Here is a 25,783-nt window from a genome sequence, read left to right as displayed (position 1 = left end):
ACGACTCTTCATCGAGAAAGACCCCAGCCTGCGCTGGGGTGACGATCTGGGAACAAATCCAATGACTTCCGACCTTACCTCCGCGCTTCGCCCTGCATTCGTCCTGACGATCCTGTTCGCGATCCTGCTCGGGATCGTCTATCCCCTGGCGATGACCGGCATCGGACAGGCGATTTTCCCGCGCCAAGCAAATGGCAGCCTCGTCGTCGCCGACGGCGAGGTGATTGGCTCGACCGTGATCGGCCAGGCGTTCACCAGCGACCGCTATTTCCAGACCCGGCCTTCGGCCGCGGGCGCGGGCTATGACGGCCTGGCGTCATCAGGATCGAATCTTGGCCCTACGTCGCAGGCGCTGGTCAATCGCGTGACCCCCGATATCGCCAGGCGGCGTGCCGAGGGCGTGGCCGGGCCAGTACCCGTCGATCTGGTGACCGCGAGCGGATCGGGGCTCGACCCCGATCTGTCGCCCGCAGCAGCGCGCGCGCAGGCACCGCGCATCGCGCGCGTTCGCGGCCTGTCCGAAGCGCGTGTCCGTGCGCTCGTTTCCGACCATGCGCAGTCGTCTATCCTCGGCGAGCCGCACGTCAACGTCCTGGCGCTCAACCGCGCGCTGGACGCCGCCGGGCGCTGATGCCGGGTTCGGGGGACAGCCGACCCGATCCCGACGCCCTGCTGCGCCAGGCGGCGCAGGAGGGCAAAGGGCGGCTGAAGATCTTCCTCGGCGGCGCCCCCGGGGTAGGCAAGACCTATGAAATGCTGTCCGAGGGCATGGCGCGCCGCCGCAACGGCGTCGACGTGGTGATCGGCGTGGTCGAGACGCATGGCCGGGCCGAAACCGAAGCTCTGACGCGGGGGCACGAGATCATCGCGAGCCGCCCCGTTGCCTATGAAGGCCGCACGCTGCTCGAGATGGATCTCGACGCGATCCTGGCGCGCAACCCTCGGCTGGTGCTGGTCGACGAACTCGCGCACACCAACGCGCCGGGCAGCCGCCATCCCAAACGCTATCAGGATGTCGAGGAGCTGCTCGCGGCGGGGATCGACGTCTATTCGACGGTCAATATCCAGCACGTCGAGAGCCTGAACGACATCGTCGCCAGCTTCACCCGCGTGCGGGTGCGCGAGACCGTTCCCGATCGGATCCTCGAACGCGCCGAGATCGAAGTCGTCGATATTCCCCCCGACGAACTGATCGAGCGGCTGAAGGCGGGAAAGGTGTATCTGCCGCACGAAGCGACACGCGCGCTCGGGCATTTCTTCTCTAAATCGAACCTGTCTGCGTTGCGCGAGCTGGCGCTGCGCCGCGCGGCGCAGGCGGTCGACGCGCAGATGCTCGATCATGTCCGCGCGGTGGGGGTCGGCGGTACCTGGGCGGGCAGCGACCGGATCGTCGTCGCGATCAACGAACTGCCCGGCGCCGACGCGCTGGTGCGCGCCGCCAAGCGCGTTGCCGACGGCTTGCGCGCGCCCTGGACCGCCTTGTTCATCGAAACCCCGCGCAGCGCGCAATTCACCGATCGCCAGCATGGCCGCGTCGCCGCCGCGATGACGCTGGCGACGCAGCTGGGAGCGGCGGTCGCGACGGTGCCCGCCGCCAATGTCGTGACCGGAATCCAGGGTTTCCTAACCGATGCGCGCGCTACCCAGCTGGTGCTCGGCAAATCGCGGCGGTCGCGCTGGTTCGAACTCCGGCATGGATCGGTGGTCGACCGGCTGATCCGCGAAACCCCCGGGGTGACGGTGCACGTGCTGCCGCTCGACGATGCGCCCGCCGCGCCCGAGCCCCGGCAGCGGCGACATGCAAGCTGGGGTGCGCCCGCGGGCTATGCGATCACCACGCTGATGGTGGCGGCGGTCACCGCGATCGGCAGCGCGCTGCTCAGCATCCTCGACCTCGGCAATGTCGCATTGCTCTATCTGCTCCCGGTGATGGCGGCGGCGAGCCTGTACGGGCTGCGCACCGGCATCTTCGGCGGGATCGCGGCGAGCCTGGCGTATAATTTCTTCTTCCTGCCGCCGGTGGGCACGCTGAGCATCAACAATCCTGAGAACGTCGTTTCGGTGATCATGCTGCTGGGCGTCGCGATCGCGACCAGCCAGCTCACCTCGCGGGTGCGCGCGCAGGCCGACCTGGCCGCCGCCAGCGCGCGCGCCAATGCGACCCTCGCGGGATTCCTGCGCCAGATCATCGGCGTCGAGGATAGCGGCGAGGCGGCGCAGATGATCTGTGACGACGTGAAGCGGCTGTTCGATGCGCAAGTGATCGTGCTCGCGCCTTCACCCTCGGCGGGGCTCGAAATCCTGGCGGCGAGCGATCCGGGCTATCGGCTCGACACGATGGACCAGGCGGCGGCGGGCTGGGCGTTCGACAACGGCACCGCGGCGGGGAAGGGATCGGGGACGCTTACCGCCTCCGAATGGCTGTTCCAGCCGCTGCGCGCGGGCGATCATGTGCTGGGAGTGCTGGGGATCGCGCGCGATGCCGGGGGCGATCCGGTGCGGGCCGATCAATTGCCGCTGCTGACCAGCCTGATCGACCAGTCTGCGCTGGTGCTCGAACGGCTGCGGCTCGCGGCCGAGATGCGCGATCTCGACGCCGTCCGGACGCGCGACCGGTTGCGCGCTGCGCTCCTCTCGTCGGTCAGCCACGACCTTCGTACCCCGCTCACCGCGGTGATCGCCGCAGCCGACCAGCTCGATCACGGCGCGACCCCCGATTTGATCATGACGATCAAGAGCGAGGCGGCACGGCTCAACCGCTTCGTCGCCAACCTGCTCGACATGGCGCGCGTCGAGGCCGGCGCCCTGCGGTTGCATATCGAACCGGTCGACTTGAGCGACGCGGTCACCAGCGCGACGCACGACGCGCGCCGCGCGCTCGAGGGGCATGCCATCACCCTCGACGTGCCGCCCGACCTGCCGCTCGTCCGCGCCGATCCTCAGCTGCTGCACCATTGCCTGCTCAACCTGCTCGACAATGCCGGGCGCTATGGCGATCCGGGCAGCGCGATCGTGATCGAAGGGCGCCACCGCTATGGCGAGATCCGCCTCGCTGTGATCGACACCGGCCCCGGGCTGCCGCCGGGCCGCGAAAGCGAGGTGTTCGAGAACTTCCGCCGGCTCGAAGGATCGGACCGCGCGATCGGCGGCACCGGCCTCGGCCTTGCCATCGTCAAGGCGTTCGCCGAAGCGATGGGCATGACCGTCGAGGCGGGCAATCGCGACGACGGCCCCGGCGCCGCCTTCACGTTGGTGTTTCCCACCGCGCTTATCGTGCGCTCTGTCGCCCCCGAAAGTATCGCCTGATGCCCGCCAAAATCCTGGTAATCGACGACGAGATCGCGATCCGCCGCCTGCTGCGCAACACGCTCGAACGCGCGGGCTATGCCGTCGTCGAGGCGGGCAATGCGCGCGAGGCGATCGCCACCGCGGCCGCCGAACACCCGAACGCGATCCTGCTCGACCTGGGTCTACCCGACCGCGACGGGCTGGGGCTCATCCCGATGCTGCGGTCGGGCGGCGAGACCACGATATTGGTCGTGTCTGCACGCGATGCGACCGATGAGAAGGTGGCGGCGCTTGACCTAGGTGCCGATGACTTCGTCACCAAGCCCTTCGATACCGAGGAGCTGCTGGCTAGGCTGCGCGTGGCGCTGCGCCACCGCCTACTGTCGGCGAGCGAGCCCAAGATCGTGCGCCGCGGCGACCTGACGATCGATCTCGATCGCCGTGTCGTCCATCGCGGCGATCGGGAGCTGCATTTGACGCGCAAGGAGCACGACGTGCTCGCGATACTCGCGCGCCAGATCGGCCGCGTCATCACTCACGACCGCATCATCGCCGCAGCATGGGGCGGCGAAGAGGATCCGCGCATCGAATATCTACGCATCGTCATTCGCAACCTGCGGCAAAAGCTCGAAGCGCCTGAACCGGTCGGCAGCGTGATCGCCAATGAACTCGGTGTCGGCTACCGGCTTAGACCCGACGGCTGACTGAAGCTGAAAGTTTCCGGGCGTCGCGGAAGGCCGCGAAAGCGCGGACGTTGCGGACATAGTCGTGCTGGATCCGCACGCCCATCGTACGCATCGCCATGTCGCGAGCGGGGTAGAAGGTCGTTCGATCGGTTGAGTCGCCATGATGGAGTTCCTCTCGTTGAAGGAACTCCATCGTCCCACTGCCCCCGCGGGACCAAACATCAGCGCACGCGCGCTACCTCACCACCAACACCACTCCCGCGCGGCGGCTTCGCGCTTTTAGCTCGGATTGGGCGGGGAGGGGGACCGGCGGGTTTCAAATGCAAGGGTGCCCAAGCTGCCCCCTGCCTCTCCCGATCTGCTCGACCGGCGGAACCTGGGGTCTGCAGGACAATGGAGACGCGATAGCGTCGCGTTGCGCCCGGAGTGCCGGTCGGCTGCCAATTGTACGAGGTCTATTATTTTGGCGACCGGCAGCGCGCGCGTCTGTGCGGCGCTGTCCCCGCACCACTGGACAACATCGTCTAAAGTCGCTCAAAGAATTGAAATTCGGCAGCAAAGAAGCCGATGAGGGGAATGTCATCATGATCCGTTCAACTGCGGCCGCGCGTCGTCGCCGTCTGTCGTTTGCCCTCGGCACGAGCGCACTGGCATGGGGATTAGTGTTGCCGTCCGCCGCGCAGGCGCAATGCGCCCCCGATCCGACGACCGCGAACGGCACGACGACCTGCACCGGGACGGATGCAAACGGCGTCCGCGTGACGACGCGATATACGACGCTGGTGGTGGCAAGCGGCGCCGCGGTATCTAATAGCGGGTCACCGGCGATCGCGGTGGATGTGCCGCGGGCGAGCTCTGCTCCCTATTCCACGAACACGCTCATGGTGCTGGGCACCGTTTCCGCGCCGGGGCAGACAGCGATCGCGGTGAATTCGGGCACGCTGAACCCGAGCTCCTATTACAGCACGCAGCAGACGGCGCTGGCCGTCGGCGCGGGCGGCAGCGTAACGGGCGCGACGGCGCTGGCGCTGTTCACGTCGTCGGGTAACCCGAACGGGACGGTCTCCGTCAGCGTTGACAATGCGGGCACGGTGACCGGCACCGACGGGACCGCGCTGCTCGCCAACACGGTGTCAACCGCGCAGGGCTATCCGAGCCTGCTCACCAGCTTCTCGACAATCACCAACCGCGCCGGCGCGAGCATCGTCGGCGGGATCATCGGACAGCTGTCCACGCTCGCGAATGCGGGCAGCATCGACGGCGGCGGGGGCAGCGCGCTCGACTCCACGATCGGTTATGCGCCCACGGTCACTAATGCGACGGGCGCGGCGATCCGATCGACATCAGCCGCGGCGACGATCTTGGCCGGGCGGAACTATTATATGACCGTCACCAACGCGGGGACGATCGCCAATGCCGGCAGCGGCGCAGCGTTGTCGGGTGGCTTGCTGACCGTCACTAACCAGGCGGGTGGGCAGATCACCAGCGCTGGCGCGACCACGATCGCGGCGTCGACGTCGCTCACGCTTACCAACCGCGGAACCGTGACGGGCAACGTCACCGCGGGCGATGGCGGCAGCACGATCGATTCGACCGGCGGCACGATCAACGGATCAGTGACGCTGGGCAACGGCAACGACACGCTGATCGCGCGTTACGTGGGGACGCGCGCGCTGGCAACGGGGATCACCGGCGCGATCGACGCCGGCGGCGGCACCAATACCGAGCGGGTGGTGTTCGCCACCGACACCCTTGTGACGACGCCCATCGACCTGAACGCAGGTTTCGGGCGACTTCTGCTTGCGCCCGATGCTAAGGTCACGGCGACGCTGACGGCCGGCTTCTCGACCGCGACCCCGCTGGTCATCACAGGGCTGGGTACGGTGATCAACCAGGCGACGATCGCGCTCCCTACGCGAGCGGTCAGCGACCTAGATTACGCGTTCGACACTAGCGCGCAGTTCCGCAACGAGGGTTCGATTACTGCCCTTCTCTCGGGCAACACCGGATTGGCCGGGGTAGTGTTGAGCAGCCACAGCTTCGCCAACAGCGGTAGCGTGACCGTGACCGGCGGCACGGGCGTATCTGTATCGTACAACCCGGTGATCAACAGCGGGATCATCACCGCGTCTGGAACGGGCCTCAATCTGTTCGACGGCGTGCTGACCAACAGCGGGACGATCAACTCCACCGGCGGTGTTGGCGTCAATCTGTACGGGAACGTCGGTTATACCGGATCGAACAGCGGCACGATCAGCGGCGCGACGATCGGCGCGATTACCAGTATCTATCTGACTAATACTGGAACGATCAGCTCAGCCGGTACCGGGGTCAATGTGCAGGGCTATGGCTATTTGATCAATGCGGCCGGCGGCGTGGTCAATGGCGGCAGCGGTGGCGCCATCTCAGTCGGTCCGTTCAACGCGGGCGTAGCTAACGCTGGCACGATTAACGGCAATGTGAGCTTCGGCGGCGCGTTCAGCGGCGACAACAGCTTGTCCTATATCGCGCAGACCGGCGGTGTGCTGAACGGCAATCTGTCGCTTGGCAACGGCGCGACGCTGGTCACCGACTTGGTCAACACCGGACCGGGCCAGTTTGCCGGGATCACCGGCACCGTCACCGCCGGCAGCAGCTCCGCGCTGCGGTACGCGTTCACTGCCGACGCAAGCGCCACGCTTCCGACCGGCAATGTTGGTCCGTTCGCCAACGTTGGCTATCAGCTCGCAAACGGCGCCGCGCTGACGCTGACGGCGCCCGCCGGACAGGCACGCGCGCAGCCTCTGCAACTCGCCGGCAACGGCAGCGTCGACCTCGACGCCGTGATCGCGACGTCGAATGCCCCTGCGGTCCAGTCGACCTATGCCATCACCTATCCCCGCGCGACGACGACCACCGGCGCGCTGTCGATCACCAGTCGCGGGGCGATCGCCGTCACGCGTACCAATACGAACGGCGCGTATTATGGCGGCGCCGTCACGCTGCTTGCGGGCGACAGCTTCACCAACGCTGGCAGCATCGTCGTAAACGACCAGACGACCTATGCCACGGCCGCGATCTATGGCGGCGCGAAGGTCGCCAACGCCGGGACCATCACGCTGAACGGTGCGACCGGGATTTCGAGTGCCGCCGTGGTCAGCAACACGGGACTCATCACCCAGGCCAGTGGCAGCAGGGTGTCGAGCGGCGTGACCAGCTTCGGTTCGCTCACCAACAGTGGCACGATCAGCGTCGCCGGCAGCGCCGCGCAGTTCGGCTATTTCTATTCTTCGGATTTCTCGGGGCCTCGGACGCTCGTCAACAGCGGTACGCTCGTCTCCACCGGCGGCGCCGCGATCACCACGAACAGTGCCGGCTATCTGCTGCAGGTCACCAACCAGGCCGGCGGCACGATCACCGGCCTGGCCAGCGCGATTCAGCTCCAGTCCGCGACTCTCAACAATGCCGGCACGATCACCGGTGCGGTCGATCTGGGGTATGCGGGGCCCAATTCGCGCAGCTACGGCTCCTCCAGCTACGTCGCGGCCGGCGGCACGATCGCCGGTGACCTGCTGTTCGGAACAGGCGACGACTTGTTGCTGCAGATCGGCGATGCACTCGGCGTTTCGGGCATCGTTGATGGCGGCGCGGGCACTGACATTTATGGCCGGTCGATCGCCAGCAGCGGAACGGTCGTGATCGATTTTGCCGGCATCCGCAATTTCGAGGGATCGCTGATCCAGGCGGTTGGCACCAATACCGCGGTGACAGCAACCGCGACCGGCACGTTCCAAGGCAATCTCTACGTCGCCGGCACCGGTAGCATCGTCAACCAGGCAAATATCGCGGGCATGCTGACGACGTCGCTGCCCTATCCGCTGTCTTCCCCCTATCTCGCCGATCCGATCTTCCCCTCGGATCCGGTCCTTGCCTCACTGACCAACGCCGGCGCGGTGGCGGGCGGCGTGTATGCAACGGTGCCATCGTTCACCAACAGCGGGACCGTCACGACGTCCAGCTTCTACGGCCCCGCGGTCAGCCTGAGCGGCGCGCCGACGCTGGCCTTTGTCAATAGCGGCACGATCGGCGTTCCCAGCACGGCGACATACTATACGCAGGCAGCCAGCCTGTACGCGACGCAGGGCATGACGATCGACAATAGCGGCCGGATCGATGGCGGGCTGTCGACCACGCTGCTTTCTGACGGGGCGGAGGGGCCGGCTTCGTTCGGCGTCGCCAACAGCGGCACGATCACAAGCAGCAACGGCTACATCGCAGCCGACGTCGCGATCGGCGTCCGCGAGAATGGCGGTACGGCCAGTATCGCCAACAGCGGCACGATCTCCGCCGAGAGCCAAGGATCCGCATACGCGCTGGACTTCAATATCTTCTCGTCGTCGCGGTCCTTCGCCTATGTGCTAACCAACACCGGCACCATTTCGGCGGCGGCCGCGCCGGTGACGGGCGGAAGCTATCCGTCCTACGCTTACGGACTGATCGTGCAGGGCGCCAACCTGTCGGGAACGATTACCAACGCGGCCGGCGGCACGCTCAGCGCGACCGGCGACCGCGCCTATGCCATCCTCGCTGCGGACAGCCCGTTGAGCCTCATCAACGCGGGCACGATCAGAGCGATCGGCACGGCGGCGAGCAATGCCGTCACCACGTTCGACGCTTTCGACAACAGCATCCGCAACACCGGCACGATCACCGGCAACATCCGGCTCGCGGCCGGCGTCGACAGCATCGACAATGCCGGTACGATCACCGGCGCGGTGTCGCTCGGTGCCGGCGACGATCGCTTCGTCCAGCAGGTGGGCGGTACCGTCACCGGACTTGTTGACGGCGGCGACGGCACCGACGGCTACGACCTGATTACGACCGGCAGCACGGTATCGCTCGCCGCGGCGCAGATCACCAATTTCGAGCGTGTTACGCAGACCGGCGCGGGTATCGGCGTGTTCTCGGGCAGCTTCGGCGTTGACACGATCGGCCTCGCCGGCGGCACCCTGTCGGTCGCGGCGGGGCAGACGTTGGCGACGCAGGGTGCGACGACCCTCACCGGATCGGCCGGCAGCGGCCCCCTGGCCTTGGTCAATGCCGGAACAATCGCGGGCGGGGTCACGCTGGCGGACGGCAATGATATCGTCACTAACACCGGTGCGATTGGCGGCGCGGTGCTGCTCGGCGCGGGCGACGACATTTTCGTCGAAGGGGTCGGCAGCAGCGTTGCTGGCGGCGTCGATGGCGTTGCGGGTGCCAATCTCTACCGCGTGGTGCTAGGCGGCGACCGCGCCGGAATCGGCGCACGCGCCAATTTCCAGACGCTGGCGGTGGACGGCACCGGCACGCTGGCGCTGACGCTCGATCAGAGCTTCCAGTCGATCGCGCTCACTGGCACCAGTTTGTCGCTGGGATTGGGCGGCTACACCGTAGGCCAGATCACCGCGACCGGTCCGGCGACGCAGGCGACGCTCGACGGCGATGTCGGCGCGGTCGGGCTCGGGGCGGGCAACGATACGCTGGCGATCGGCGCGGTGACGCTGGCTGGCCGCTATGATGGCGGCGCCGGCACCGACGCGCTGCGACTGACGAGCACGGGTGCCGTGACGTTAGCCGGTACCGCCACTGGGTTCGACACGCTGGCGCTGACGGGCAACGCGCTGACCATCGCCGGCATGCTCGGGAGCACCGGGCAGCGGATCGCGATCACCGGTGGCGATAAGACGGTGACGGTGGCGCGCGACGGCGTCCTCGCTGGGACGATCGATCTCGGCGCGGGCAATGACGGCTTCCAGCTGGCGGCGGGCGGCACGCTCGCCGGCACGGTGTCGGGCGGCGCGGGCAGCAACGCGGCGACGCTGGATCTGTCGGCAGGCGATTTCGCCCTGCGCGCGGGCACGCTCACCAACTTCGCGCGGCTGACGACCGAGGGCGCAGGCACGCTGACGCTCGGCGGCGGCTTCGCCTATGACACGTTGGCCGCGGCGGGCAATCTGACGGTCGCCGCCGACGCTAGCCTGGCGGCAGGTGTCGCGTTCGGATCGGCCGACAACCGCTTCACCATCGCCGGCGGCTTTGCCGGCGCGGTCGATGGCGGCGCGGGTACCGACAGCATCGATGTGTCGGGGGGCAGCGCAACGGCGCCGGTGGCATTCTCGATCATCGCCAATGTCGAGGCGTATCGGATGAGTGGCGGGTTGGCGACCATCGCGGGCACCGCATCGCTGGGTAACGTCATGCTGACCAGCGGGAGGCTTGTCGGGCTGGCAGGATCGAGCATGATCGCCGCGGCGTACATCGTGGGGCAGGGCGCGACCTTCGGCTCTGCAGGCACGGTTACCGGCAACGTCTCGGTCGTGGGAACGCTCAGCCCCGGCGCCTCGCCGGGAACGATGACGGTCAACGGCACTGTCGCGCTGGCCGCCACCTCGACATCGCTGTTCGAGATCACGCCCACCGTCTCCGACCAATTGGTGGTGAACGGCGCGCTGACGATCGCCGGCGGGGCGACGCTTCAATTGGTTTCGACGGGCACGCTGACGCCGGGGCAGAGCCTGGATCTGATCACGACCAGCGGCGGCATCACCGGCAGCTTCACCACCGTCATCAAGCCCGCCTCGCTGTTCGGCTTCGTAGTGCAGGATGCCAACACTATCCGGCTGCTCGGCCAGTTCCTGAACGACGTCGGCTATACCGGCCAGGTCCGCAACAGCATCGACTACGTCAACGGCGTCCTGACCAGCGGACAGGCGAGCGCCGCGCTGATCGCAGCCGCGCCGCTGCTGGTCGGCGCCTCGGGGGGCGCCAACGCCGCGGCGTTCGCGCGGCTTACTCCCGAACCCTATGCGACCGCGCGCCAGATCGGCGTGGAGAACGGGCTGACGCTGGCCGATGCGGCCCGCGGAGGGGCCTTCGCGCCGACCCGCGACGCGCCGGGGGTGTACACCTTTGCCAGCGCGCTCAGCGGCACGCGCACGCTAAGAGCTGACGTCGCGCGCGAAACCGCACGGACGACTGTAAATGGCTATGGCTTCCTGGCCGGGATCGGCGTCGCCGGGGAGGGCTGGTCGCTGGGGGCGTTCGGCGGGTGGCTCAACGGTCACCAGAACCTGTCAGGCCTCGGCGCGCGGACGCAGGCCGATGGCGGCGTCGCGGGCGTGCAGGGCCGCTTGCAGCAAGGCGCGGTCGGCCTCAAGGCGATGGTCGCCTATGACGGCGCACAGGCCGACACTCGCCGCGCGCTGCCCGGCGGGTCGGCGTTCGGCCGCTACGACCTGCACAGCTGGACCGCGGATGCGAGCATCGACGCCATCGTGCCGCTCACGGGCGCCTGGACGGTGCGGCCAAGCATCGGCGGCACGGCGATCCGGACTACGCGCGACGGCGTGGCGGAGACCGGCGGCGGCGCCTTCGCGCTCATCGCGGCCAAGCAGCGCAGTACCGCCGCTTTTGTCGATGGCAGCATGACCTTTGCAAGCGCCGTTTCGCCGGGCGGCATCACGGCTTTCCGGCCGTATCTGACGATTGGCGCGCGCTATCAGGTGGAGGGGCGCACCCCCTATGCACTGGCCGCGCTCGGCGGCGGCGATCTCGGGTTGCTGGCGACGGGTGCGGCCCGCGCACCCGTGCTCGCAACCGCGATGCTCGGCGCCGACGTCGCGGTGTCGGAGCATCTGGCGGTGTTCGGAGCGCTTTCCGGCGAGAGCGGCGACGCGGACCATCGCGCGTCGGGCCGCGCGGGGATCCGGCTGGCGTTCTGACACGGGCATCCGGAAGCGGCATGCCTGCTTCCGGATGCTGGAACGCCTAAGTGCCCTGGATTATTCCATCTACGTTGAAGCGTAGCGCGAGTTTCTGAGGTAGTTGGCGCATTCCTGGGGCGGGAAGGCGTCGAGCAAGGTGCCGATGCGCTTCCAGGTTGTATCGACCGAGCGCTCGGCGGCCTTTCGGAGCAAAGTTTTGAGCTTGGCGAAGACCTGTTCGATCGGGTTCAGGTCGGGGCTGTAGGGCGGCAGGAACAGCAGATGGGCACCGGCGCGTCGGATCGCCGCGCGCCCCGCCGGGCCTTTGTGGCTGCCCAGATTATTCATGATGACGATGTCGCCGGGGCTGAGCGTCGGCACCAGGAACTGTTCGACATAGGCGGTGAAGCTCGCACCGTTGATCGGACCGTCGAGCACCAGCGGGGCGTCGATCCGGTCGTGGCGCAGTGCGGCCACGAAGGTCAGCGTGCGCCAATGGCCTGCGGCACCTTGTCGACGAGCTGGTGCCCGCGCGCGGTGATGCCGCTCTCGCGCACGATCCGCCAGACCGAGCCATAGCTCGTCACCACGCCGCGCGCGCCCAGCTCCACCACCAACGCGTGCAACGTCAGGTCGGGAACCGCCGCCAGCTGCCGCAGCAGCCAGTCGCGTTCAGCGGCCAGCGAGCGTGGCTGCTGCCGACTGACGTGATGGCGTGGACGGCCCCTGCACGAGCGTAACTGTGCGATGGTGCGGCCGTTGTAGGTCGACGTCTAGGAGTCGGCACATGAACCAGGAGGTTGTTACCGTCGGTTTGGATCTGGCGAAGAGCGTTTTTCAAGTGCACGCGATCGGCCACGACGGGGCCGTTTTGGTGCGGCGTAAGCTACGGCGCGCAAAGTTAATCGGCTTCTTCAACGATCTTCCAGCTTGCCTCGTCGGCATGGAAGCATGTGCATCGGCGCGTCATTGGGCCCGGGAGCTATTGGCGTTGGGGCATGAGGTCCGGCTGGTGCCATCCGCCTATGTGAAGCCATATGTGAAGCGCGGCACGACCGACGCCGCCTACGCCGAGGCGATTTGCGAGGCGGTAACGCGTCCGACGATGCGGTCTGTCGCGGTGAAGATCTGCTAACTCGTAGAAGATGGACGCCAATGCGGCCTTTCGTCTTTCAACCCAGCTGAAACTTTCTCAATCTAGCCCGATAGCTTCTCAAACCCATCAGTGCTCGAGACAATTCCGCGAGTAGAAACGAGCGCGTTCTAAGCGGGTCGGTATCCGATTTCAGCGATAAATTGCCATTCTCAGCGAACCGTTTCCCGAACTGGGCAAAAATCCGCCATTTCCAGACCCGCTCAAACGTCGAGATTGGCGACGCTGAGCGCATTTTCCTGGATGAATTCGCGGCGCGGCTCGACCACGTCGCCCATCAGGCGCGTGAAGATCTCGTCCGCCACATCGGCCTGATCGACTTCGACGCGGAGCAGCGAGCGATTCTGCGGATCGAGCGTGGTTTCCCAGAGCTGCTCCGCATTCATCTCGCCCAGGCCCTTGTAGCGCGAAATGGCCAGGCCCTTGCGACCGGCGGCGAGCACCGCATCGAGCAACTGGCTCGGGCGGGCGACCATCGTGGTGCCCTTGGTCGCACTAACCGCAGCCTGCGGGGCGTCCTCCTCGGCATCCGCGGCGGCTTCCTCGGCTTCGGCCTGCGCCGTTGCAGCCTTGGTCGAAACGAGCCGGGCGGTTTGCGTGAAGCTTTCGGCCTGTTCCACCGCCAGCGCATGCAGCTTGCGCGCTTCCGCGGAACCCAGAAACGCTGCCTCGATGATGTGATGATCGGTCACGCCGCGCCACGCGCGCTCGAAATGGACGCTGCCATCCTCGGTCAGGCTGACGGTCCATTTGGCCTCGGGATCGGCGGCCATCAGGCCCTTGGCGACAACCGAGACATGCGCCAGGCGATCCTCGCGCTTGGCATTGGGATCGAGCGCGCCGCCCATCGCCAGTGCCTCGACCATCGTCGGATCATACCGCCGCGGGATATACCGCATCAGCGTGCGCATACGGCGGGCATGATCGACCAGACTACGCAGATCGGCGCCGGAGCGCGCGCCGCCCGGGCCTTCCAGCACCGTCGCGGCGACACCATTCTCGATCAGATAATCGTCGAGCGCGTTATCGTCCTTGAGATACACTTCGCTGCGGCCGCGATTGGCTTTGTAGAGCGGCGGCTGGGCGATGTAGAGATAGCCGCCGGTGATGATCTCGGGCATCTGGCGATAGAAAAAGGTCAGCAGCAGCGTCCGGATATGCGCGCCATCTACGTCTGCGTCGGTCATGATGACGATCTTGTGGTAGCGCAATTTCTCGATCTTGAAGTCGTCGCGGCCGATGCCGGTGCCCATTGCCTGGATCAGCGTGCCGATTTCGCGGCTGGACAACATGCGATCGAAGCGCGCGCGCTCGACGTTGAGGATCTTGCCGCGCAAGGGCAGGATCGCCTGATAATGGCGATCACGGCCCTGCTTGGCCGAGCCACCGGCGGAGTCACCCTCGACCAGGAAAAGTTCGGATTTGGCGGGATCGCGCTCCTGGCAATCGGCGAGCTTGCCGGGCAGCGAGGCGATATCCATCACGCCCTTGCGCCGGGTCAGCTCGCGCGCCTTCTTGGCAGCTTCGCGCGCGGCGGCGGCATCGATGATCTTGGCGACGATCGACTTGCCGTGCGCAGGATTTTCCTCGAGCCATTCGGCGAGCTTGTCGGCCATCAGGCTTTCGAGCGGCTGGCGCACCTCGGACGAGACGAGCTTGTCCTTGGTCTGGCTGCTGAACTTGGGGTCGGGCAGTTTCACCGAGACGATCGCGGTGAGGCCCTCGCGCATGTCGTCGCCGGTGAGAGTAACCTTTTCCTTCTTCAACATGCCCGATTTCTCGGCATAATTGTTGAGCGTGCGGGTCAGCGCGGCGCGGAAGGCGGCGAGATGCGTGCCGCCATCGCGCTGGGGTATGTTGTTGGTGAAGGCGAGGACGTTCTCGTAATAGGAGTCGTTCCATTCGAGCGCGACATCGATGGTCACGTCGTCGCGCGTGCCGCTGATCGCCACCGGCTCGGGCATTAGCGGGATTTTGTTGCGATCGAGATATTTGACGAACGCGGCGATGCCGCCCTCGTAATAGAGTTCGGTGGTCTTCAATTCCTCGTGACGCGCGTCGTTGAGGAACAGCCGCACGCCGGAATTGAGGAAGGCGAGCTCGCGATAGCGATGCTCGAGCTTGTCGAAATCGAATTCGGTGATCTTGAACGTGGCGGGCGACGGGAAGAAGGTGACGCGGGTGCCCTTCTGGCCGATCGCGGCGGGGCCGACGATCTTCAAGGGAGCGACCGCATCGCCGAAGGCGAAGCGCATGTAATGTTCTTCGCCGTCGCGCCAGATGGTCAGATCGAGCCATTCCGACAGCGCGTTGACGACCGAGACGCCGACGCCGTGCAGACCGCCCGAAACCTTATAGGCATTGTCGTTCGAGGTATTCTCGAACTTACCGCCGGCATGCAGCTGGGTCATGATGACCTCGGCGGCGGACACGCCTTCCTCGGTATGGATGCCGGTCGGGATACCGCGACCGTTATCGGTGACCGAGACGGAGCCGTCGGCGTTGAGCGTGATATCGATGCGGTCGCAATGCCCGGCAAGCGCCTCGTCGATCGCGTTATCGGAGACCTCGAACACCATGTGGTGGAGGCCTGAACCGTCATCGGTATCGCCGATATACATGCCGGGGCGTTTGCGCACGGCGTCCAGTCCCTTGAGGACCTTGATCGAATCTGCGCCATAATCGTTGGTATTGGGGTCTTCAGCCATGCCCAGCATATAGGGTCGGACACACGAAAACGGAAGCGAAATGGCTGGCGAGTCGATTGGCCTAGCTTCACGCATTTCACGGTGAATGTGAAATTTCAGAATAGTGTGGTGATATTAAATTGCTGTGACGTCTGGGGAGCTCGGGCTCGACCATTGGGATGGCAAAAAACGGGCGTGTAGGACAGCGCAAATTTAGCGCCGGTGCCTCGCCGGCAGCACCGCCCTCGCCCTTACGTCGGCGGGGCCGCCGGTGGCGAGGGCGAGGGCGAGCAGTCACGGTTCCTTAGAAGCGGTCGGCGCGCTGGCCGAGCAGCGTCACTTCGACGCGACGGTTCTGGCGCATGCCCTCCGGCGTGGCATTCGTCGCCACCGGGTTGCTCTCGCCATGACCGACCACCGCGAAACGGGCGCGCGTGACCCCCATTGTGTCGAACGCCGTGCGCACGGCAGTGGCGCGGCGTTCGGACAGATCCTGGTTATGCGCATCGCTGCCGCGAGAATCGGTATAGCCGTCGATCGCCACGCGCACCCCGCGCTCGGCGCGGAGATACTTGGCCAGCGGGCGCAGCTTGTCGATCGCGCCGGGGCGCAGCACCGCGCTGTCGGTCTTGAACAGCACGTCTTCCTGCAGATTGAGCGTGGCACCGCGCGACGTCTGGCGGAAACCGTATTGGCGCATCGCGCCACGATCCCACTGGCCGCCCTGTTCGACCACCACGACAGCGCTGCCGCGGCGATCCCAATCAAAACGATCGCGGCGCGGGCCGGCGACGCCGGCAAAGGCGCGATTGGCGGCCTGCGCTTCGCGTGGCGAAATGCGACCATCGCGATTATTGTCGAAATTACGGATTACGAAGGCGCGGCCGCGGTTGGTGATGCGCAGTTCGCGGTACAGCGTGGGCACGCCGGCACCGACCAGCCGGTAGTCGCGGTCGCCCTGGCGGCCACCGTCGAAATCCCAGCGATCCTGCGCGGACGCGGTGCCGGCAGCGAGCGTGCCGGTGATCAGCGCGGCGGTGAGCATGGCAGTGCGTTTCATTCTATGTCTCCTCGAGCCCCCGCCCGATGGCGCGGCAATGCGGCGCGGCGCTTGAACGACCGGTGAGCCGGCGCGACAGGCGAGGTTCAGGCGGCGGGCTTGCCGAGCGTCAGGCGGACCGCGTCTTGGCCGAGCGCGTCGAACAAGGCGTCTTCGGTGCCGGTCATCCACACCTGGCCCTTGCCCGCGAGCCGCGCAAACAAGGCGGCGCGGCGCGACGGATCGAGATGCGCGGCGACCTCGTCGAGCAACAGGATCGGCGCGCGGCCGGTGCGCTCGGCGACGAGATCGGCATGGCCGAGCACGATACCGAGCAAGAGCGCCTTTTGTTCGCCGGTGCTGCACAACGCGGCGGGCTGCTGCTTGCCCAGATGCGTGACGGCGAGATCGCTGCGGTGCGGGCCGATCAGCGTGCGCCCGGCGGCCGCATCGCGGCGGCGCCCGGCCGCGAGATCGGCGGCCAGCGTGTCGCCACCACCGGTCCAGCCGTCAAGCGCCAGCCCGGCGCGGGCGAACGCGCCTTCGGGCTGATCGGCCAGCGCCGCGCCCAGCGCCGCGACGGTATCACGGCGCGCGGCGTCGATCGCCGCGCCATGCTCGGCCATCTGCAATTCGAGCGCGGTGAGCCAGTGGGGATCGGGCGGGATGTCCTCGGCGAGCAGCCGGTTGCGCGCGCGCATCGCTGCTTCGTAGCGATTGCTGTGCACGGCGTGGCCGGGGCTGAGCGCGAGCGTCAGGCGATCGAGGAAGCGGCGGCGTTCGCTCGCCGGTTCGGCGAACAACCGGTCCATGGCGGGGGTGAGCCACAGGATGGTGAGCCATTCGGCGAGCGCCGTGGCCGCGACAGGGGCGCCCTGGATGCGCACGACGCGGCGTTCCGGGGCGGCGGGGAGGGTGCCGGTAGCGAGATCGACGCGCTCCTGGTCCGCTGCTGCCGGCGCGAGCGGCACCAGCGCCGCGGCGACGCCGAAACCGCCGGGGCCATTCTGGCGGGCCATGTCGCCGAGCGCGGCGCGGCGCAGCCCGCGCCCCGGCGCGAACAGCGATACCGCTTCGAGCACATTGGTCTTGCCCGCGCCATTCTCGCCGGTGAGCACGACGAAGCCCGCGCCCGGCGCGATCACCGTGTCGGCGTGGTTGCGAAAATCGGTCAGGACGAGGCGCGCGAGCATGTGCTGCGCTTCCTAGAGCAGGATGCGCCGGGCTTGAACCGTTCGTTTGCGAGCCCGGGGAGAGAAGCGGCGTCGTGGCCTTCCGAAGCGCCTCGCTAAGCCGCCAGCCCGGCGTCGGCGGCGCGGCGGCTGCTGAGATAGGAGGCCAGCTCGGCCCCCAGCTCGCGCTGCGCTTTCAGATACAGGACAGGCGTGGCGATCCCGAGCCGTGCGCGCGCCGCGTCAAGCGGTTCGCCGAGCAGCTTTACGTAATCCTCACCCGAGATCCACTTCGCCTGGCGGCCATGACGGTAACCTTCCCATACGGCTCTGGCGAACAGCGTGTTGCCGGTGACGCGCAGGCTTTTGAATGCTGCGGCAGCGCCGATCAATGCCCAGCCCAGCCCGCCGACCTGGGCATAGGAAAACGCCACCAGCGCCGCCTCGCCCAGGCTCTCGTCCGCCTTATAGCCGGTCAGCACGTGCCAGATATCGTGCGTGTCGCGCACGCGGCGGCCGAACCAGGCGTAAGGATGGGGCATGTCCTCCTCCCGATTGATGCGGCTGACTTCGGCCAGGCCATCGGCGGAGTAACCGGTGCTGTCGAGAAACTGACAATAGGCGGCGCCGACCGTGCCGGGGGCAAATTGCCGCGCATAGCCGGGCTGGGCGAAAAGCTGCGCCAGCTCGGTTGCCTCATAGGCCAGCCGTCCGCCTTCGGGGGTGGCGATCAGCCGCGCATAATTGACCGGCGAATTGCCGACATTGAGCGCCCGCATGATGCGGAACACCTGGGTCGTATCGTCGCCATTGGCGAGCAGCTTGCGGATCGCATCATAGGCGGTGCGCCAGTCCCGGCGGCCGGTGGTGCCGGGGAAAGGGGGAAGCGTGGCCATCGGAAAAACACTCCGTTGCTGACAATATTGTCAGTAATCCTCGGGGGAAAATGTGTCAATCCGGGCCGTCGTTATGCTGCCCGGGGGCAGCGGATCACCTGGCGCCAGGCGGCGCCCGCGAACTGCGCCGAGGGCGCGGGCGTGCGTTACGAGTCTCACGTCCGTCCGGCGCGGTCGCTGATCTGTCGTTCCGGCAGCGTCCGGCGGGCGCTTGCGGCCTGACCGGATCGCGAACGGCTAATCAATACGCGCGAATGCCGCGGCGGCGATCGGCCGGCTCGGCGCGGCAGGGGAATGGGGCGCGGACCGGACTGCGTGTTCCAACGCTGTCGGCATATCGGCGCCGCTGCCGAACATGGCCTCGATCGCGCGGATGCAAAGCATTACGTCATCATCAGCAAGCCGGTAGAACACCTGCTTGGCCGCGCGCCGCATGACGACGAGGTTTGCCCGGCGCAGTTCGGCGAGTTGCTGGCTGAGTGCCGGCTGGACGACGCCCGTCGCGCGTTCGATGTCTGCGACGGTGAGTTCTCCGTCGCGCAAGCGGGACAGGATCATCAGACGCTGTGGCTGGGCATAGGTCTTGAGCCGGTCGGCGGCAGCATTGGCCAGGTCGCGCGACTGAAAGATCGCGGTCATCGATCGGCTCGGGTCTGATGGAACCAGTTGGCCGGCGCATCGGGATCGAGCGCGGCCCTGGCCGCCTCGCCGGGCGGGACGAGCACATCATCGCCCGGCTGCCATTCGGCCGGGGTCAGCACGCTGCCGTCCGCCGTGCGCTGCAACGCTGAGAGCATGCGCACCATTTCCTCGATCGAGCGCCCGACGGTCATCGGATACCAGGTAACGCCCTGGATGACGCCCATTGGATCGATGAAATAGGTCGCGCGAACGCTGGACGAATCGACCGCCTGCTCGTCGATCATTCCATAAGCCCGCCCGATCGCCATCGACGGGTCTTCAATGACCGGAAAGCGGACCTCGACGCCGAAAAGCTCGCGGATCGCGCGCAGCCACGCCAGGTGCGCATACAGGCTGTCGACCGAGAGGCCGAGCAGCGCGCAATCCATCGCCTCGAAACGCGGCAGGGCCTTGGCCAGCCCGACAAATTCGCTCGTACAGACCGGCGTGAAATCGGCGGGGTGGGAAAAGAACACCACCCAACGACCGCGATACTGATCGAGGCTGATCTCGCCCTGCGTGGTGCGCGCGCGAAAATTTGGGGCGACATCCCCGATGCGCAAGGGGCGCGATCCCGCGGCGCCCGAGCGCACGCCTTCTTCATGGTCCATCATCGACATTTGCTTGCCTTGCCACTTCTGCGCGCGCAACCGGCATACGGAATTACCCGTATATTGTAAGTGTGAAAGTCATGACATATATGATCGCCATGACCGACATGATTCTCACCGCCGCCGCATCCCAAGTGACCCAGGCGCAGGGTCGTCCGCAGCTTGTCGTGCAGAGCTTTTTCGATGAGCCGACGAACACGGCGAGCTACGTCGTGCACGATCCCGCGACGCTCCGGGCAGCGATCATCGACAGCGTGCTCGACTTCGATGCCGCGGCCGGGCGCACCGACACGACCTCGGCCGACGCCATCATCGCCCATGTCCGAGCGGCGGGGCTGACGGTCGACTGGCTGCTCGAAACGCATGCCCATGCCGACCATCTCTCGGCGGCGCCCTATCTCCAGGCGGCACTCGGCGGCACGCTGGCCATCGGTCGGGAAATCTTGCGTGTTCAGGAAGTGTTCGGCAAAATCTTCAACGAAGGCACCGATTTCGCCCGCGATGGCGCCGATTTCGACCGGTTGTTCGATGACGGAGACCAGTTTGCGATCGGCTCGATCCCGGCGATCGCGCTCCATGTGCCCGGACACACGCCGGCCGACATGGCCTATGTCATCGGGGACGCGGTGTTCACCGGTGATACGCTGTTCATGCCGGATTATGGCTCGGCGCGCGCCGACTTCCCCGGCGGTGACGCACGGCAGCTCTATCGGTCGATCCGGCGCTTGCTGACCCTGCCGGTCGAAACGCGGCTGTTCCTTTGCCACGACTATAAGGCGGCCGGTCGCGACCGTTATGTCTGGGAAACCACCGTCGGGGCGCAGCGGACCGGCAACGTGCATGTTCATGACGGGGTCGAGGAGGATGCGTTCGTCGCGATGCGAACGGCGCGCGACGCCACCTTGTCGATGCCCAAGCTGATCCTGCCATCGATCCAGGTCAACATGCGCGGCGGCCACCTTCCCGAGCCGGCCGCCAACGGCACGCGCTATCTCCAAATCCCGCTAAACGTGCTCTGATGAACTGGGCCGGTGCCATGCCGCTCGCCGGGCTGACCGGCGGCGTTCTGATCGGGCTTGCGGGCGCGATCATGCTGCTGGGGCTGGGGCGGATCGCCGGGGTCAGCGGCCTGGCCGCGCGCGCGATGGGCATCGCGCCCAGCGGGCCGCCATGGTCCGTCGCCAGTGCGTTCATCATCGGCTTGCCGCTCGGCGCCTTGCTGATCGCGCTTGTTGCCGGAACGCCGGCGACCCGGTTCCCGCCATCGATCACGGCGATCGTGCTCGGCGGGCTGGTCGTGGGGTTCGGCACCCGCATGGGCAGTGGCTGCACCAGCGGGCACGGTGTGTGCGGACTGTCGCGCCTGTCACCGCGCTCGATCGCGGCGACGGCCAGCTTCATGGCCGCGGGTTTCGCCACGGTGGCGGCGATGCGCGTGCTGGGCGTGACATGGTGATGCGCCGCGTGGTGATCGCCTTGCTGGCCGGAACATTGTTCGGCGCCGGCCTCGCCCATTCGGGCATGTCGGATCCCGCCCGCGTCCGCGCGTTTCTCGATCTGTTCGGCGGGGCATGGGATCCGACCCTCGCCTTCGTCATGGCCGGGGCCATCCTACCGATGGCGGTCGCCTGGCGGATCCGCCAGCGGCTCGATGCCCCCATCGCCGACACGGCCTTCGCCTTGCCCGCCACGACCGGGATCACCCCATCGCTGATCGGCGGCGCGGTGCTGTTCGGTATTGGGTGGGGCATTGCCGGGCTTTGCCCCGGTCCCGCGATCGCCGATCTCGCCATCGCGCCGCTTCCCGCCGCCATCTTCGTCGTCGCGATGCTCGGCGGCATGGTCCTGCATCGCCTGCTGCCCGCCGCCCCGGCGACGCGGCCTCATCGGAGGACGTCCAATGTCTGACACAGTGGCGATCGGCCCGAGCGATCTCCTGGCCGTCAGGGCGCTGACGGCATCGCTGTGGGTCTCCCCCCAATTGACCGAAGCGGATATGGCCGACGCTGCGCGCGCCGGGTTTCGCACGATCATCGACAACAGGCCGGATGGGGAGGAGCCGGGACAGCTTTCGGCGGCCGAGATGGAGCGGCTGGCGGCGCGCCACGGCATGGCGTTCGCCCATGTGCCGGTCGTCCCGGGCAAGATCGGCGATGCGGATGTCGCACGCATGGCCGATCTGCTGTCGCGCCTGAACGCGCCGATCCTGGCTTATTGTCGCACCGGCGCGCGCTCGACATCGCTCTGGGCGTTAGCCCAGGCCGGGTCCATGCCGGTCGAGACGATCCTCAAGACCGCGGCCAATGCCGGCTACGATCTGGCGGCGCTTCGCCCCCGGCTGGAATTGGCTGCGGCCATACCAGAACACGTCCCGCCGGCGCGCGCAGCGATCGTCATCGTCGGCGGCGGGTCGGCGGGGCTGGCGACGGCCGCATCGCTCCTCAAGCGCGATCGCACGCTCGATGTCATCGTCATCGAACCCCGCACCGAGCATGACTATCAGCCCGGTTGGACGATGGTCGGCGCGGGCGTGTTCGATGCCAAGGAGACGCGGCGGCCCGAAGCAAGCGCGATGCCCGCCGGCGTGCGCTGGATCAAAAGCACCGTCGCCAGCTTCGCGCCGCACGACAATGCGGTGACGCTGGAGGATGGGTCAACCGTCGGATACCGCGCGCTCGTCGTCGCGCCGGGGATCGCGCTGGACTGGGCCGCGATCGACGGCCTGACGGATACGCTGGGACGCAACGGCGTCACCTCGAACTACAGCTACGCCACCGCACCGTATACGTGGGAACTGGTCCAGGCTCTGAAGGGCGGCACCGCGCTGTTCACGCAGCCGCCGATGCCGATCAAATGCGCCGGAGCGCCCCAGAAGGCGATGTATCTGTCGTGCGACCATTGGCGGCGCCATGATGTGCTGAACGACATCGCCGTTCAGTTTCACAACGCCGGCGCCGTATTGTTCGGGGTCAAGGAGTTCGTCCCGCCGCTGATGAAATATGTCGATCGATACGGGATCGATCTGCGGTTCGACTCGACCTTGGTCGCGGTCGACGGACCCAATCGTACCGCTACGTTCAGGGAAAAGAACGGCGAAGTGACGACGTCCTTCGACATGTTTCATGTCACCCCGCCGCAGAAAGCGCCGACGTTCGTCGCGCAGAGCCCCCTGGCCAATGAGGCGGGCTATGTGGACGTCGATCAAGCCACCTTGCAGCACGTGCGCTACGCCAACGTCTTCGGTCTGGGGGATGGCGGCTCGACTCCCAACGCGAAGACGATGGCGGCTGCGCGCAAACAGGCCCCGATCGTGGCCGAAAACCTGCTGGCCGTGCTGGCGGGCAAAACGCCCACCGCTTTGTATGATGGCTATGGCTCGTGCCCGCTGACCGTCGAACGGGGCAAGATCCTGCTCGCCGAATTTGGCTATGGCGGGAAGCTGCTGCCGAGTTTCCCGAGCTGGATCATCGAAGGCACCAAACCGCAGCGTCTGTCATGGCTGTTAAAGGCCGAGGCGCTGCCGTGGCTCTACTGGAATGGCATGCTCAAGGGTCGCGAGTGGATGGCGCGGCCCGCGCATCGCGAACCCGCCTAAGCCATCCGCGCCACCCAAGGGCCAATGCTATGCTCGATACCGTTCAATATGTGCTGGGCGCGCTTTCCGGAGGGCTTGTCGGTTTCACCCTCGGCCTGGTCGGTGGCGGCGGCTCGATCCTTGCCGTGCCATTGATGGTCTATCTGGTCGGCGTGCCCAATCCGCATGTCGCGATCGGGACCAGTGCGCTCGCCGTGGCCGCGAATGCCGCGACCGGGCTGCTCAGCCATGCGCGCGCCGGCACGGTGAAATGGCGCTGCGGGCTGATGTATGCCGGAGCAGGCGTACTCGGCGCCTTTGCCGGCTCGACGGCGGGCAAGGCGGTCAATGGCCAGCATCTGCTTTTCCTGTTCGCCATCGTGATGGTGGTGGTTGGCATCGTGATGCTGCGTGGCCGCCGCAACCTCGGCATCGAGGGTGCTGCGTGCAACCGCGGCAACGCCAGGAAGGTCCTGAGCTTCGGGCTGGGCACCGGTGTGTTCTCGGGCTTCTTCGGCATTGGTGGGGGATTTTTGATCGTCCCCGGCCTGATTGCTTCGACCAAGATGCCGATGATCAATGCGGTCGGCACGTCGCTCGTGGCGGTCGCGGCATTCGGGCTGGCGACCGCAGCCAATTACGCACTGTCCGGGCTGGTCGACTGGCCACTGGCGGGCGTCTTCATTGCCGGCGGGGTCGCCGGCGGCATGATCGGGACGGTCGTGGCAAAGCGCCTTTCGGGGCGCGGCACGCTGACGACCGTCTTCGCCATCCTGATCTTCGCCGTCGCAGCCTATATGCTGTGGAAGAGCGCAGCGGCGCTGTAACGATGGGGAGCATTGTCACGCTGGGCCCATTGGCGATGGCAACCGATCGGCTGCTGGGACTGGTCGCCGTCATGGCGTTCATCGGCCTAGCCGCGCTGCTGACGCGCGCCGCGTCCCGGCCGACATCGAACGCCGTGACGATCGCCGTTCTGGCAGGGCTGGGCACAGGGCGTATCGGCTATGTCGCGGCACACTTGCCCAGCTTCAGGGAAGATCCGGCCGCGGTTTTCGCGATCTGGCAGGGCGGCTTCTCGCCGATTGCCGGCATCGCGGGGGCGGCAGCAGCACTCATCGTAATGCTCGGCCGATCGACTGCGCTCTACCGGTCGCTGGCCAGCCTTGGCGTGGCAGTCTTGCTCTGGGTCGCTGCCACGCAATTGATGGTCGATGACAAGGCGACGCCTCTGCCCCGGGGATTGGTCGCGTATACGATCGATGGCGCGCCCATCGCCATCGACACGCTGCGGGGCAAGCCATTCGTCATCAACCTGTGGGCGACGTGGTGCGGCCCGTGTCAGCGCGAAATGCCGATGCTTGTTCGTGCCGCAGCGGCCCGCCCCGCGGTGCCGATCCTGTTTATCGATCAGGGCGAGACGCCGGATACCGTCACCGCGTTTCTCACCGCAAAAGGGCTGGCATCCCCCTCTGTGCTGATTGACCGCAGCCAGGACTTTGGCCGCGTCGCCGGCTCGCGGGCGCTGCCAACCACCTTGTTTGTCGCACGGGACGGGATGATCCGCGCACATCATGCCGGCGAAATTTCACGCGCCGCGCTTGACGACGGCATCGACGACCTGGAGAAACGCCCATGAAAAGACACCTTTTATCCGCGGCTGCGCTGCTTGCCATGCTCGCCGGCGCGGGCATCGGGCCAAGGGCGGCGGCTGCGGCGGCGATCACCAAGACTGCGATCCTCGAAGATCCAGTCGCGCCCAAGGTGGCGCCCAAGGGCTACGACATCACGATCGTTGCGTTTGCCGACTACAATTGCCCCTATTGCCGGCAGATGCATCCCGTCGTCGCGGCGCTGATCGCGTCAGACAAGAAGATTCGGCTGGTATATCGAGACTGGCCGATTTTTGGACCTGCATCGGTCGAGGCGGCGCGGGCAGCCATCGCAAGCCAATGGCAGGGCAAACATGCGGCCTTCAATGCGGAACTTAACGCGGGCATCGGCAAGCTCGATTCCGCAGCGATCCGCACGGCGGCAGGCCGGGCTGGCGTAAACTGGCCGCGATTGCAGGCCGATCTCGTCCGGCACAAGACCGCCATCGATGGGCTGCTCGCGCGGACCAATGAACAGGCACCGGCGCTTGGCCTGCAAGGCACGCCCGCGTTCATTGTCGGCCCCTATCTCCTGCCCGGCGCACGCGATCTGGCGACCTTGCGCAAGGCGGTGGTGGCGGCGCGCAAGAATCCCGCTGGTCCGCCCCAGGCGCGGTGAC

The 25,783-nt window shown here is 66.7% G+C and carries 18 protein-coding genes and 1 pseudogene; 12 read left to right on the top strand and 7 right to left on the bottom strand.

Annotated elements, in window-relative coordinates:
- The first annotated feature begins 61 nt into the window (after positions 1 to 61).
- From kdpC to ABC969_RS10825, 4 genes are all read left to right on the top strand, one after another.
- Positions 62 to 631, top strand: a complete 570-nt coding sequence (gene kdpC / locus ABC969_RS10840) for a potassium-transporting ATPase subunit KdpC (protein ID WP_345864892.1) — start codon at positions 62 to 64, stop codon at positions 629 to 631.
- A complete protein-coding gene (locus tag ABC969_RS10835) occupies positions 631 to 3,306 on the top strand; it encodes a DUF4118 domain-containing protein (RefSeq protein WP_345864891.1) in 2,676 nt (891 codons plus the stop codon). The genes kdpC and ABC969_RS10835 overlap by 1 nt, the downstream gene beginning before the upstream one ends.
- The gene (locus ABC969_RS10830; RefSeq protein WP_345864890.1) at positions 3,306 to 3,992 is read left to right on the top strand and encodes a response regulator; all 687 of its coding nucleotides are present in this window, start codon (positions 3,306 to 3,308) and stop codon (positions 3,990 to 3,992) included. Before ABC969_RS10835 ends, ABC969_RS10830 begins: the two co-directional genes overlap by 1 nt.
- A gap of 566 nt (positions 3,993 to 4,558) precedes the next feature.
- Complete coding sequence (locus ABC969_RS10825; protein ID WP_345864889.1) at positions 4,559 to 11,716, top strand: autotransporter outer membrane beta-barrel domain-containing protein; 7,158 nt, start codon at positions 4,559 to 4,561, stop codon at positions 11,714 to 11,716.
- 69 nt (positions 11,717 to 11,785) lie between these two features.
- On the opposite strand, the gene ABC969_RS10820 is transcribed toward ABC969_RS10825, so the two are convergent.
- Positions 11,786 to 12,265, bottom strand: a complete 480-nt coding sequence (locus ABC969_RS10820) for an IS630 family transposase (protein WP_345865156.1) — start codon at positions 12,263 to 12,265, stop codon at positions 11,786 to 11,788.
- Positions 12,266 to 12,485: 220 nt separating this feature from the next.
- On the opposite strand from ABC969_RS10820, the pseudogene ABC969_RS10815 reads away from it, so the two are divergent.
- A pseudogene (locus tag ABC969_RS10815) lies at positions 12,486 to 12,824 on the top strand (IS110 family transposase); the annotation flags it as partial.
- Positions 12,825 to 13,054: 230 nt separating this feature from the next.
- Here the strand turns inward: ABC969_RS10815 and gyrB are convergent.
- The 6 genes from gyrB to ABC969_RS10785 all read right to left on the bottom strand — a co-directional run bounded on the left by gyrB (position 13,055) and on the right by ABC969_RS10785 (position 19,946).
- Positions 13,055 to 15,559, bottom strand: a complete 2,505-nt coding sequence (gene gyrB, locus ABC969_RS10810) for a DNA topoisomerase (ATP-hydrolyzing) subunit B (protein WP_345864887.1) — start codon at positions 15,557 to 15,559, stop codon at positions 13,055 to 13,057.
- Between the two features lie 283 nt (positions 15,560 to 15,842).
- Entirely contained in the window at positions 15,843 to 16,598 is a 756-nt protein-coding gene (locus ABC969_RS10805; RefSeq protein WP_345864886.1) for an OmpA family protein, read from the bottom strand.
- 86 nt (positions 16,599 to 16,684) lie between these two features.
- Positions 16,685 to 17,770 carry a DNA replication/repair protein RecF gene (gene recF / locus ABC969_RS10800; protein WP_345864884.1) on the bottom strand — a complete coding sequence of 362 codons (1,086 nt, stop codon included), beginning with the start codon at positions 17,768 to 17,770 and terminating at the stop codon, positions 16,685 to 16,687.
- Between the two features lie 95 nt (positions 17,771 to 17,865).
- A complete protein-coding gene (locus ABC969_RS10795; RefSeq protein WP_345864883.1) occupies positions 17,866 to 18,645 on the bottom strand; it encodes a Coq4 family protein in 780 nt (259 codons plus the stop codon).
- Between the two features lie 237 nt (positions 18,646 to 18,882).
- Complete coding sequence (locus ABC969_RS10790; RefSeq protein WP_345864882.1) at positions 18,883 to 19,284, bottom strand: ArsR/SmtB family transcription factor; 402 nt, start codon at positions 19,282 to 19,284, stop codon at positions 18,883 to 18,885.
- On the bottom strand, positions 19,281 to 19,946 hold the full coding sequence (locus ABC969_RS10785) for a peroxiredoxin (protein WP_345864880.1): 666 nt from the start codon (positions 19,944 to 19,946) through the stop codon (positions 19,281 to 19,283). Before ABC969_RS10785 ends, ABC969_RS10790 begins: the two co-directional genes overlap by 4 nt.
- Positions 19,947 to 20,035: 89 nt before the next feature.
- On the opposite strand from ABC969_RS10785, the gene ABC969_RS10780 reads away from it, so the two are divergent.
- Genes ABC969_RS10780 through ABC969_RS10750 form a run of 7 tightly spaced genes read left to right on the top strand, consistent with a single transcriptional unit; the run spans position 20,036 to position 25,782 of the window.
- Positions 20,036 to 20,956 carry an MBL fold metallo-hydrolase gene (locus tag ABC969_RS10780; RefSeq protein ID WP_380808360.1) on the top strand — a complete coding sequence of 307 codons (921 nt, stop codon included), beginning with the start codon at positions 20,036 to 20,038 and terminating at the stop codon, positions 20,954 to 20,956.
- The gene (locus ABC969_RS10775) at positions 20,956 to 21,393 is read left to right on the top strand and encodes a YeeE/YedE family protein (protein ID WP_345864878.1); all 438 of its coding nucleotides are present in this window, start codon (positions 20,956 to 20,958) and stop codon (positions 21,391 to 21,393) included. Before ABC969_RS10780 ends, ABC969_RS10775 begins: the two co-directional genes overlap by 1 nt.
- The gene (locus ABC969_RS10770) at positions 21,393 to 21,845 is read left to right on the top strand and encodes a DUF6691 family protein (RefSeq protein ID WP_345865152.1); all 453 of its coding nucleotides are present in this window, start codon (positions 21,393 to 21,395) and stop codon (positions 21,843 to 21,845) included. The genes ABC969_RS10775 and ABC969_RS10770 overlap by 1 nt, the downstream gene beginning before the upstream one ends.
- On the top strand, positions 21,838 to 23,532 hold the full coding sequence (locus tag ABC969_RS10765) for a TIGR01244 family sulfur transferase (RefSeq protein ID WP_345864876.1): 1,695 nt from the start codon (positions 21,838 to 21,840) through the stop codon (positions 23,530 to 23,532). The genes ABC969_RS10770 and ABC969_RS10765 overlap by 8 nt, the downstream gene beginning before the upstream one ends.
- A gap of 29 nt (positions 23,533 to 23,561) precedes the next feature.
- Complete coding sequence (locus ABC969_RS10760) at positions 23,562 to 24,338, top strand: sulfite exporter TauE/SafE family protein (protein WP_345864874.1); 777 nt, start codon at positions 23,562 to 23,564, stop codon at positions 24,336 to 24,338.
- A 2-nt stretch (positions 24,339 to 24,340) separates the two neighbouring features.
- Entirely contained in the window at positions 24,341 to 25,150 is an 810-nt protein-coding gene (locus tag ABC969_RS10755) for a prolipoprotein diacylglyceryl transferase family protein (RefSeq protein WP_345864872.1), read from the top strand.
- Positions 25,147 to 25,782, top strand: coding sequence for a DsbA family protein (locus ABC969_RS10750; RefSeq protein WP_345864870.1), 636 nt, complete (start codon positions 25,147 to 25,149; stop codon positions 25,780 to 25,782). Before ABC969_RS10755 ends, ABC969_RS10750 begins: the two co-directional genes overlap by 4 nt.
- Position 25,783: the final 1 nt, after the last annotated feature.

This window comes from Sphingomonas qilianensis, from assembly GCF_039614825.1.
GTDB classification, from domain to species: domain Bacteria; phylum Pseudomonadota; class Alphaproteobacteria; order Sphingomonadales; family Sphingomonadaceae; genus Sphingomonas; species Sphingomonas qilianensis.
This window is presented reverse-complemented; position numbering and strand designations above follow the sequence as displayed.